Source organism: Flavobacterium sp. P1_E4 (genome assembly GCF_056405915.1).
Map to the genome: position 1 here is coordinate 22,181 of NZ_JBFUBE010000028.1, position 11,912 is coordinate 34,092.

The following is an 11,912-nucleotide window of genomic DNA, read 5'->3' on the forward strand; positions in this document are numbered from 1 at the left end:
ACTTATTTTTAGTATCCCGGATTTTGGGGATTCAAATTCGGATTGGAGTTCAATTCAAGCGCAGGAAGTGGCCATAGGGCATCTTCAGTATTCCATCCAGCTTTGGAAGCAGACAAGGTCTCGTCCAGTTTTCCACTTCGTTTTAAATCAAAAAAACGGTGCCCAAATTCAGTGAACAGTTCAAAACGGCGTTGCTTCAAAATATCATCTATAATTTCCTCTCCCGTCACTGCTGTAGTTTGGGGAAGCCCTGCCGTGGTCCTAATTAGATTCAAATCTTCTTTGGCACCAATCAGCTCGCCCTGATAGGCTCTGGCCTCAGCGCGAATCAGATATTGCTCTGCCAAACGAAATACAATTGAATATTCCACCGAGCTTGGGGTCGTCGATGCCTGTTTGTATTTTGAGGCATGATACCACGTTGAGACTCCATCTGTCACTTCGGTAGTCCAATGTGTTTTTCTCTGGTCGCCCGCATCAAAAGCATTTACAAAATCCGGTTTAAGTCCCACCACGGGTGGTGGCCCAGAAGTAAAAATGTACAGATTCCCCTCAATAGTATTGCTGTCGGCCGTATTCGGCATAAATTGCCAGATGGTGGTGGTACTTTCTTTAAGAAAGATTTTATCCAAATCGGTTTCCCAAGTATACAGTGGACTATTAATCACGGCAGAGGCCGCATTGGAAGCTTCGGGATACAGTCCCATATACAAATAGACCCTTGCTAAAAGCGCTGTAGCTGCGCTCCTATTGGGAATAATACGCTCAGCCGAAACATAATCCTCAGATAGCAATTCAACAGCTTTATCTAAGTCAATCACAATCAAGCTATAGACTTTCTCGGCTGACAGTCTTGACACTTTACTGTTCTGCGTATAATCCGTTGTGGTGATATAGGGAATATCGCCATACAGATTCAACAGGTAAAAATGAAGAAGTGCCCTTATAAAAAGCGCTTCACCACGCAATTGATTTTTATCCGCTTCCGCTATGGCAGTGGAATTATCAAGTCCTTCAAGAACCGCATTGGCACAATAAATCTGGTTGTAACTCTTGCTCCAGATATCGTTTACCCCATTATCCCCGGGAAATAGCGAATTGGTATAAAAATTATTCACCGAGTATTGGTAGTAGTAATCAAATTCATCGGCATAGAGCCCAAGAGAACAAGAAGCCCCCGATGAATTACCGGTCAATATCCCGCCATCTCTCATTTTGGCATACAAACCGGCCATAGCCGCTTTGGCAGTTCCTGCATCTTCAAATACGGTTTTGGCTGTCAGCTGCGAAGCCGGAAGATCCACTTCGACAAAATTGTCGCAACCGCCCAGTGTCAGACAAAGGGTCAGCAGCAAACACATATTGTTATTCATATATTTAGCACTTGTATGAAGTAGCTTTTTAAAAATAGTAAGTCTATTGATCATGGCGGTATGTGTTAAGGTTAAAAAGTAAGCTGAACCCCTGCGGTAATTATTTTTAGCGGTGGCAGGTAGGCGGTATATTTAAATTCGGGATCACCCCCTTTGTATGGGGTAAACGTCAATACATTCTGTCCCAGTAGCGACAGTTTGCAGTGAACTCCTTTGATGGCCTGCAACGGCAAGTCATAGCTTACCGCAATATTTTTTAACCGAATGAACGACGCATCCACAATAGTGACATTACTGTCCACATAATGATAGTAGGCATTTACGGCATCCCCATTTTCACCCGTCGTATTCATCTGAAAGGGAGCCTGATCTCCTGCGTGCTGCCATGCATTTGTCATGTCCGAATGTTGATTGACGAAAAGCCCCCCTGGACCGTTGGGATTGTAGTCGTAATTCTGCTGTTTTACAAACTGGAACAAAAAATCCAATTGCCAGTTTTTATATTGAAACTGGTTCTCCAAACCTCCAAAATACTCTGGCGTGAGATCCACAATAGTTTTTTTGTCTCCCAAGGAGCTAATCACACCATCCTTATTAACGTCTTCAACTTCATAAAGTCCTGTTTGCGGATTTACCCCATTAAACTGATACGTCTTTACAATGCTTGTTGGTTCTCCGATGACATAACGATTGGAATAAGTAGAGCCTTCGAGTCCCGGAAAAGAAAGCAGTTTGTTATTCGAAGCCGAGATATTAAAGTTGCTGGACCATTTAAAATTGGCGTTTTCAAAGTTTACTGTTCGAAGGGTAAATTCCAAACCCATATTTTGTACGGTCGCATTCAAATTAGCATTAATAGAACTGAATCCCGTCGTCCCAGGCAAAGGAATCCCGACCAGTTGATTCGAAGACCTGTTTCTGTACCAAGCCGCCGTAAAGAATAGCCGATCCTCAAAGAAACCCATTTCTAACGCCGCCTCCAGTTTTTTATTAATTTCCCAACTGAAATCCGGATTGTACAGTCGTGTGGGATCCAGACCGATGGCGCCATTGTAATTTAAACCGGACGAAACGTAGGTATCCTGATATTGATAATCACCTATCTGGTCGCTGCCCGTACTCCCGTAACTTGCCCGAAGCTTTCCAAAACTCAAAACAGTATTTTCCTTAAAGAAATTTTCTTTGGAGAACAACCACGCGGCACCTACAGCCCCAAAAGTGGCAAACTGCTTCCCAGGACCAAAACGGCTCGAACCATCCCTCCTTCCCGTTACGTTCACTATGTATTTTTGATCCCAATTGTAATTAATCCTTCCAAAAAAAGCTTGGTACTTATACAGGGTTTCATCGCTTACATAAATGGATTTTTGCGTGGCCGAAGCGATGTCTGTAATCTGGCTGTTACTGGCAAAACCGTACCCGAACTGGTACAACCGTGAGGAAGTTTGCTGTTGGGCTGTACCCCCCACCAGTATATCAATTTTACTGATTCCGAAATCATGCTTCCAGCGAAGCTGCGGTTCTACAATCCAAGATTGTCTCTCGGTATTGTTGGAAAACATGGCCGATCTGTTGCTTCCTATTTTATAAACGGGATCATACATCGTCGAGGGCAACAACCGCTGTTCCGTATTGTTTAAATCCGTCAGTCCCAAATTGGCTTTGAGTTCCCACTGGGGAGCCATCTGATAACTAAGTACGCTATTAACCACTAGGTCATTGGTTTTTGCGGTGGTGATACCACGCAGTGCTGCCAACGGATTTTGGAAGGTGCTGTTTTCAAAATTTAGGCTACCGTCTGGGGCATAAAGGGCGGGTGCATTGGGAGCGAGATTTCGCGCCGTACGACTAATATCCGTCTCAGGCTGTACATTGTCCTGTGAGGTGTACCCCGTTGAAAAAAGCAGTTTGAATTTTTTATCATCACTGCTGTGGTTCATGCTGAAATGCACAGCCGCTTTATCATACTCAAAATCTCCCGGAAGCACTGTTGTTTCGGTGTGGTAGGTGCCGCTCAATAGGTATTGGGTCAAATCAGAACCGCCCGATACCGATGCCTGCATATTGGTAATTACCGCCGTGCCTCCCAAGAGTTCCTTCTGCCAGTCGGTATCGCGGTTTTGATCCCATGTTCCGTTAATATCATATGCCCAATCGGGATAAATAGTAATACCGTCATTGGCAAAACCCTGTCTTCGCATTTCCAGATACTCCTCGGTATTCATCAGGTCGATCATTTTGGTGACTTTCCCAATTCCCGAGGAAGCCGAAACCGTCACGCTAGTTTTTCCCGCCTTCCCTTTCTTGGTACTGATAAGAACCACTCCATTGGCACCGCGTGAACCGTAGATAGCCGTTGCATCGGCATCTTTGAGGACTTCTACACTTTCAATATCATTGGGATTGATGCTGTTTAGTGGACTCGTGGGTGTAGGTATACCACTAGTAGTATTTCCGTACCCGATGATTTCCGATGAATAAGGCACGCCATCAATGATATACAACGGTTCGTTCCCCTCTTCCCGCAGGCTGTTGAGCCCTCGTATTTTTATTTGAAATCCCCCGCCGGGAGTTCCAGTGTCTTGGGTGATATCGACACCAGCCATTCTCCCCTGCATAGTGGCAAGCACATTGGTAACGGGCTGCTTCTCGATGTCTTTGGCCGTGATTTTGGAAATACTCCCGGTGCGTTCACTGTTCTTTACGGAATAGTATCCCGCATTGATCTTGACCTCCTGCAGTTGGGTAGTATTTTCCTGTAAGCTGATGTTGATAGTAGTGCGCCCTTGCACATAAACCGTCTGCGTTCTATACCCTACATAGGTAAAAACCAAAACAGCATCTGCTGGGACAGAAAGAGTATAATGACCACTATAATCCGTGGCAGTGGAGATATTGGATTTCCCTTGTATCGAAATACTGACACCAGCCAAGGGATTGGTTCCATCGGTCACAGTTCCCTGTACCTGATGTTGTTGGGTCTTTATAATAGCTTGCCGAAGAAAAGTAGCGGCTTGAACAGGTGAAAAAGACAGCATCGCTCCCATAAAAAACAGGAAACAAAAAGCCCTTCCACCCATAGAAAATGAAAAATTATTCATAATATTGGGTTGGTTAAATTAAATATTCGGTTATTGTTTAGCTACGGTCCTCTATGCAGTTGTCCAGACAGTTAGAGGGCCTTATTTATTATAGTTTTTTATCTATATCATAGGCACACATTTTAGTTTTTAAATTAAATATTTATTTGTTTTACATCATTGCGAGGCACGAAGCAACCTCACTATCATAGTCTTCCCCCAATCCTATCCACAATATTGTCATCCCGAAGAATGAGGGATCCCCACAAGCAACTCCACAATCCTAGTCAAATCAACAGTATCAAAAAAAAATCCGTAACAAATCTGTTCAATCCGTTTAATCTGTGGCCATTTTTTCCCCCAATCCACATCCACAATATTGTCATCCTGTAAGGATCCCCGCAAGCAACTCCACAATCTAAATCACACAATCTTTGTCATCCTGACGAAGGAAGGATCACACAAGCAACTCCACAATCTAAATCAAAAAAAACAAGCCTGCACCGAAACACTAATTCAAAATAAAGAAACAGCACAGGCGTTAAAATAAATGGTATTTTATTTTTGATTCATAGGCATACAGATTTTAGCGGTTTAAACTGCTGCGAAACTTGAAAAAAATGAAGAAAAAAATCGCTAAGAATAAAAGCTAAGTTGTACCTAAAATAAAAGGCATAAAAAATGGCATGGAACTCAGCTTATTGCCTTAGAGGTACTGGTATACCGGGGAACAATAAGTGAGCCCACGCCATGGGACGTGAGCATCGTACTTATCATTTCGTTCCTTTTAAAATTACCAGTTTTCTAAGACGAAATTCAAAGCGAATGCTTCAAATATTTTAATTGAAGAAACGCAAATATATGTATTCAATTACAAACTTACTAAAAAATTACCAAACTGTCACTATCGTGACAATAAATATCATTAATAATATATTCTTTTGTTTCAATGGTTAACAAAACGAATAATAAATCCTCATACGCTAAGAAAGAAGCAGTTGTATTTCTGCTTGACCAATTCATATGTGATTACATAAGAAATGAATGGTTGCATGTAGATAAGCCTGTTTTACCTCAAGCACAAGAATTAGGAGTACATCGACATATTATAAAAAAAATTATTGATGACCAATCGTATAGAGTACCGGTGTCAACATTAGCAATTATTTGTTTTTACAAAAAAATTACTTTATCAGATTTCTTCAAATTAATTGAAGCCAAATATGGCTCAAGAATTAATGATGATTTCGTATTAAAAACAAAAAAAGATGCCTAGGCATCTTTTTTGTTTTTAAGTAATTCCCAAATTGCTTATTTCAATTCCTGAATTGCATACTATTTAAAAAATTAAAACACATATTTTGATCTTAATTAAAGATTAAAATATGGAATGGTATGAAATTATATGGTTAGTCGTGGTATGGTTTATAGGCCTTTATCTACGAGGCAAGCTTTACGATCAATTAAAAAACAGATATCATAATGGTAGTTGGAAAAATAGAAATTAGTAAATGATGAAAAGAGATGCTATTGAGGAGCGTTTTTATGTATTTAATCTAAAACATAAACAGCCATAATCTCTTATTAAAATCATTTTGTATGTTTGTTATTACATACTAAAACACAAAAGACCAAGTATCCATCTAATAATTAATGGATTGATAAAAGTTTTCCTGTTTATACACAAATCAGTTGTTATTATAGAGAATAGCACAACTAAACATTAACACTAGAAAAACACAATACAATAAACTCAATAAATTGAAAAAAATAATCCGGAGGCTTTTTACTATTGGCTAAAAGTTTTTTAAAACTCAAATATATATATGGATTTTTCAGAATATCAAAATAGCGCAAAAAAAACAATCCAAGATTACACCAAAGGGAGAGAGGTCAATAACATTATCCCATTTTTAGGTCTAATTGGTGAAGCAGGATCAGTAATATCTGAGCTAAAAAAAAGCCTAAGGGATGGTACTGCATACACAAATTATAAAAACAAATTACAAGAAGAATTAGGAGATGTATTATGGTACATATCTACTATAGCAACTGAAAATAATTTATCATTAGAAAGTATTGCTACAGAAAACCTAATTAAAATTAAAGATCGATTTGAACTTGAACAATCTGAAAATTTTATAGTTTATGATGAGAAATATCCTGAAGCCGAACAATTCCCAAGAGAATTCGAAGTTGAATTTATTATTATCAATGAAGAAGGCAAAGAAAAAGTTAGAGTCATTAACAATACTTCAGGCAAACAATTGGGTGATGATATAACGGATAATTCACATGAAGAAGACAGATATAGATTTCATGATATTTTTCATTTTGGATATGTAGCTTTTTTAGGTTGGTCACCAGTTGTTAGAAAACTTATGGAAATTAAAAGAAAAAGTGACGAAACAACTGATGAAGTTGAAGATGGGGCACGAGCTGCAATAACTGAAGAACTTATCAGCTTATACATATATAGTTTTGCATTAGATCATCAACTTTTTAAATATAGTAATAATGTTGATACTGAAGTATTAAAAACCATTCAAAAATTAGTTAGTGGAATTGAAGTAAAAAATTGTACACAAAAACAATGGGAGACTGCAATTATAAATTCCTACAAGGTGTTCGATGAACTAAAAAATAACAACGGTGGTCGTGTATTAGTGAGTATAAAAAATAAGAAACTTATTTATTTAGGAAAAAGTTAAATTACTAAACAATAAGCAAATTAGAATTAAAATGTTAAAAACAGTTAATATACCGAAATCTATCGTATTAATTAATAAAAAAGTAAAACCTACACCAAGTATTGTTTATGATACATATTGGAAATTCATTGTAGAAAGACAAAATATATTTTTTGAAAGAATTAATAATAGTAAATATCCATGGTCATTAGATTCAATTTTAAGTAATCATAAGTTTACAAATGTTTATAGAGTTACAGACAGAGTAAGCCAATATTTAATTAAGGAAGTTATTTATAAAGGAAGTCAAGAACCAAATGAATTATTCTTCCGTATAATTTTATTTAAGATTTTTAATAGAATAACAACTTGGGAGTTTCTGAAAAACGAACTTGGTGAAATAACATTTAAAAATTATTCTTTTAAACAATATGATAGTCTATTATCTGAATTATTAAAAAACAATATACCAATATATTCCGCAGCTTATATTATGGCTTCAGGTAGATCAACTTTTGGATGGGAAAGAAAGCATCAAAATCATTTAGAACTAATAGTTTTAATGATAAAAGATAGACTCCCATATAAAATTCAAAATTGTAAAAACATGGAAGAAATGTATAAATTACTGTTATCATATCCTACAATAGGTGAGTTTTTAGCGTATCAATACGCTACGGATATAAATTACAGTACACTTACAAATTTTAATGAAATGGAATTTGTAAAAGCTGGTCCTGGTGCAAAAGATGGTATAACTAAATGTTTTGAAGATTTAGGGGATTATACATATGAAGACATTATCAAAATGATGAGTGATAACCAACACAAAGAATTTGAAAGATTAAATATTAATTTTAAAAATTTATGGGGAAGAGATTTACAACTAATTGATTGTCAAAATGTTTTTTGCGAAGTAGATAAATATTCCCGAATGTTCCATCCAGAAATACACGGACTTTCACATAGAACAAGAATTAAGCAAAAATTTAAATTACAAGAAAAAGAAAAAATTGAATATTTTTTTCCTCCTAAATGGAACATTAATATCATAATTTAAGATATAAAATATGAGTGCGTCAAAAAATGTTTTTATAAGTCATCATCACAAAGACGATGAAGCTGTTACTAATTTTACAAAGTTATTAGCTGGTAAAGAATATGGAATTAGGAATAGTTCTATAAGAGCGAATCCCAAAAACCAAGATAGGTTAGATAAGAAACAAATTCCTGAACAGACCTTGAAGCGACTTTTAAGAATGAAAATGCGTTGGGCAGGAACGGTAGTCGTGCTAATTGGTTCACAAACTCATTCGAGAGAATGGGTGAATTGGGAAATTGAACAGGCAGCCAAACTAGGAAAAAGGATTGTTGGCGTATTCATGCATGGAGGTAAAGATTCCGATATTCCTGAAAATCTGGAAAAATTTGGCGACGGTCTAGTTGGTTGGAATTCTGAAAAAATAATTGATGCTCTGGAAGGTAAAGATGTAGGTTGGTGTAGTTCAAATGGGGCTCCTCGAACCCCTGTAAATAATGTTAAGAGAATCGGCTGTCAATAATGAGTGTTTATTCATATAAAATTACTCGTGATTATGGTTTTGCACCAAATCCATTTGGAGGGCATTGCTCATTAGCTTGCTGTAAACCTCATATTAGAAAAAAAGCAATTGTTGGAGATTGGATTATAGGAACAGGAGCCGTTGAAAACAAATTACTAAATCATATGATTTTTCTAATGAAAGTTACCGAAAAATTAACTTTTCAAGAATACTGGGAAGATGAAAGATTTAGTTACAAGAAACCTATTTTGAATGGAAGTTTAAAACAAATACATGGTGATAATATTTACCATTATGAAAAAAACGAGTGGCTTCAATTAGATTCTCATCATAGTTTGTATAATGGAAAAATAAATGAAGGAAACCTCAAACAAGATTTAAGCGGCGAATCTGTCTTAATATCAAACCATTTTATTTACTTGGGAGATAACCATTTTAAGATACCTGAAAAATATATTGAATTACTTCCTGGACTTAGAATTAGAGATTATTTTACTGTACAAAATGAAAACTTAGCAAATGAATTTATACAATTTGTTTTAAGTAATTATGATTTGGGGTTAAATGGTCAACCAATAAACTGGACAGAATACAAACAACTACAACTATTATAATATGGCTTTAAACAGATATTATTACCCAGCAAAGTATGAATCTAGAAATAAGGTTTTGTCTTTGGGTATAAAATGTGTTTTTATATCACACCAACAGAAAGATAAAGATGCTGCAAAGAAGATTGCAGATTATTTGATAGAAGCAAGTGTTGATGTTTATTTTGACGCCTATGATGGTGACCTGAAAATCCATCATCAATCCAACAATGCTAAAGCTGTAACTGATTCAATTAGAAAAGGAATAAACAATAGCTCCCACATGCTCGTATTAGTTTCCCCAAATACATTGTATTCTACTTGGGTGCCTTTTGAAATAGGTTATGGATATGACAAAACTGACTTATTTGTGTTATGCCTTAAAGGAATTCCTAAAGGAGGATTACCTGAGTATGTAAGATCTGCTACTATTGTTAGAGATATTTATGATTTAAATAATCTGATTAGTAGAATCTCTAAAGTAGATAAAGAAATTTTACTTGAAACAAAAATGATGAGTGATTATGGAAGCTATACAAATCCCCTCTCGGATGTAATGGATGCTATGATAAGTGATCAATATAATTAATTTAAGAAAGCATTATGGCCAAATGGGAAGATTACGTAATTACAAAAATATCCTTTAACGAACAAGGGAACTCAATTGATAAAGTTATTGTCCACGAAGATTTTGAAGAGCATATAGGTGATGGAATGATTAAGAATCGTCAGTGGTTAGTAGAACAAACTTATAAAGAGAAAACATTTTGTTGTGCCGAAAAAAAAATTGGAGGTTGGTCAAGGATTTGCCCATTTAAACGCAAAACTGATGGTGGGTTTAATTGGACTGCGACGCTCCCAAAAGAATTGCCTAAAAGAAAGACATTTATTAGTTATTATCATTATGAAGATCAAGAGTACAAGGAAAGATTCAAGAATTTATTTGCCGATTTAATAACTCATAAATCTGTCGAAGATGGAGATATAGATTCGGACAATTCAGATGGATACATAAAACAATTAATTCAAAAAGGCTATCTGGAAGACACAACTGTTCTAGTAGTTTTGGTCGGTCCTAATACAAAACATCGGAAACATATTGATTGGGAAATATCAGGAGCATTGAATTATAAAGTTGGTGATAAATATTCTGGTCTTTTAGGATTGATACTTCCAAATCATCCTGATTATGAAACAGGTTATCACCATTACAACCTGTTACCTGATAGATTATCTGATAATCTTAAATCCAATTATGCCATAATAAGAGATTGGACAGATGACGGAACAAAAATGCAAGAATATATCGAACTAGCTTTTGAAAGAAGAAATACGCATTCGGATAATATAGATAATACATCAAAACAAATGACAAAAAACACTAATGAATAATATTAAATATCCACTAAATATATATGTAGTTTGGCATCCTAATTTTGAAGCTGGAAGAAAAATCGCAGAAGAATTGTATTCTACATTTTGTAGAGATTATCAAAACCCTTTATCAAGAGGGATTGGCATCCCTGTTTATTTTCGATATGCAAAACTAGAAGATAATAAACCTTTAGAAATAGATTTATCTAATGCAGAAAAGAACGCTATCCTATTACTTATAGATGAGGAGTATATTTTGGATGAAGATTTTCGCTCATATACTGAAGAACTTTCCAAGAAAATCGATGATGATAATAGAATATTTCCTATCTCACTTTGTAACAAAGCTTATTCTATAGGCTGTGGCCTAAGTACTCTTCAATTTACTGATGGAACAAAGTTTTTTGATAAAGATTTAAATCTTCAAGATAAAAAAGATTTAGAGAAGTCAATTAAAAAAATTAAAACAGAATTATTACACGATTGTTCTAGACTTATTTTAAATTTTCATCCTAAACAAATGGATAAAGAACATCATAGAATAGGTTCTCCTGTGAAGTTATTTTTAAGTCACGCGAAAAAAGATGGTGAAACTACCACAATCAAGTTTAAACAGTTCATCGAGAACCATCTTAAACTTGATGTCTTTTTTGATACTGTTGATATTGCAAATGGATATGATTTTGCAGAACAATTTGAGCAAGAAATTAAGCACTCAGCTCTAGTAGTCTTTCATACGGATGAATATTCAAACAGAGAATGGTGCAGACGTGAAATATTAATTGCAAAAAAACATAAATCTCCCATAGTAGTTGTCCATAATATCTTAATAGGCGAAAAAAGAGCATTTCCGTATTTAGGAAATATGCCAACAACTGTTATCGGTAAGAAAGAGATCATAGGGTTTTATAAAATTGTAAATTTGACATTATATCAGGTTCTAAATAATTTATATCAGAATAGACTTTTAGAAGGGTATTCAAAAATGGGGACGAATGGTCATAATGAAATTAAAGTGATAACTTCTCCTCCTGAGTTATTTAACTTTTTAGACATAAAGAAATATAAAGAAGATTTAGGAGGTAAAAAACTAATCATTTTGTATCCTGACCCTCCTTTAGGAATAGAAGAACTAAACATTTTAAATGAATTGGATGAAGATGTAGAATTTACAACTCCTATTAATTTGGACTTATGAAAAAGAATAAAATAGATATATCAGGTGTAGACTCCGATTTAATAT

The 11,912-nt window shown here is 35.5% G+C and carries 10 protein-coding genes; 8 read left to right on the top strand and 2 right to left on the bottom strand.

The window, feature by feature from the left end; all coding sequences use genetic code 11:
* Window positions 1-8: 8 nt before the first annotated feature.
* Both AC1DY0_RS17340 and AC1DY0_RS17345 read right to left on the bottom strand, forming a co-directional pair.
* Window positions 9-1,427, bottom strand: coding sequence for a RagB/SusD family nutrient uptake outer membrane protein (locus tag AC1DY0_RS17340; protein ID WP_477189842.1), 1,419 nt, complete (start codon window positions 1,425-1,427; stop codon window positions 9-11).
* Window positions 1,428-1,444: 17 nt separating this feature from the next.
* Complete coding sequence (locus AC1DY0_RS17345) at window positions 1,445-4,474, bottom strand: SusC/RagA family TonB-linked outer membrane protein (RefSeq protein ID WP_477189843.1); 3,030 nt, start codon at window positions 4,472-4,474, stop codon at window positions 1,445-1,447.
* 928 nt (window positions 4,475-5,402) lie between these two features.
* Between AC1DY0_RS17345 and AC1DY0_RS17350 the strand changes: the two genes are divergently transcribed.
* From AC1DY0_RS17350 to AC1DY0_RS17385, 8 genes are all read left to right on the top strand, one after another.
* Window positions 5,403-5,729 carry a helix-turn-helix domain-containing protein gene (locus AC1DY0_RS17350; protein WP_477189844.1) on the top strand — a complete coding sequence of 109 codons (327 nt, stop codon included), beginning with the start codon at window positions 5,403-5,405 and terminating at the stop codon, window positions 5,727-5,729.
* A gap of 550 nt (window positions 5,730-6,279) precedes the next feature.
* On the top strand, window positions 6,280-7,164 hold the full coding sequence (locus AC1DY0_RS17355) for a MazG nucleotide pyrophosphohydrolase domain-containing protein (RefSeq protein ID WP_477189845.1): 885 nt from the start codon (window positions 6,280-6,282) through the stop codon (window positions 7,162-7,164).
* 31 nt (window positions 7,165-7,195) lie between these two features.
* Window positions 7,196-8,203 (top strand): nucleotide kinase domain-containing protein, encoded by a 1,008-nt coding sequence (locus AC1DY0_RS17360; RefSeq protein ID WP_477189846.1) that lies wholly within the window; start codon window positions 7,196-7,198, stop codon window positions 8,201-8,203.
* 10 nt (window positions 8,204-8,213) lie between these two features.
* A complete protein-coding gene (locus AC1DY0_RS17365) occupies window positions 8,214-8,705 on the top strand; it encodes a TIR domain-containing protein (RefSeq protein ID WP_477189847.1) in 492 nt (163 codons plus the stop codon).
* On the top strand, window positions 8,705-9,319 hold the full coding sequence (locus tag AC1DY0_RS17370; protein ID WP_477189848.1) for an Nmad2 family putative nucleotide modification protein: 615 nt from the start codon (window positions 8,705-8,707) through the stop codon (window positions 9,317-9,319). Before AC1DY0_RS17365 ends, AC1DY0_RS17370 begins: the two co-directional genes overlap by 1 nt.
* Window position 9,320: 1 nt before the next feature.
* Window positions 9,321-9,884, top strand: coding sequence for a toll/interleukin-1 receptor domain-containing protein (locus AC1DY0_RS17375; protein WP_477189849.1), 564 nt, complete (start codon window positions 9,321-9,323; stop codon window positions 9,882-9,884).
* Between the two features lie 14 nt (window positions 9,885-9,898).
* Entirely contained in the window at window positions 9,899-10,687 is a 789-nt protein-coding gene (locus AC1DY0_RS17380) for a TIR domain-containing protein (RefSeq protein WP_477189850.1), read from the top strand.
* Window positions 10,680-11,867: a toll/interleukin-1 receptor domain-containing protein gene (locus tag AC1DY0_RS17385; RefSeq protein ID WP_477189851.1), complete on the top strand. Its 1,188-nt coding sequence runs from the start codon at window positions 10,680-10,682 to the stop codon at window positions 11,865-11,867. Before AC1DY0_RS17380 ends, AC1DY0_RS17385 begins: the two co-directional genes overlap by 8 nt.
* Window positions 11,868-11,912: the final 45 nt, after the last annotated feature.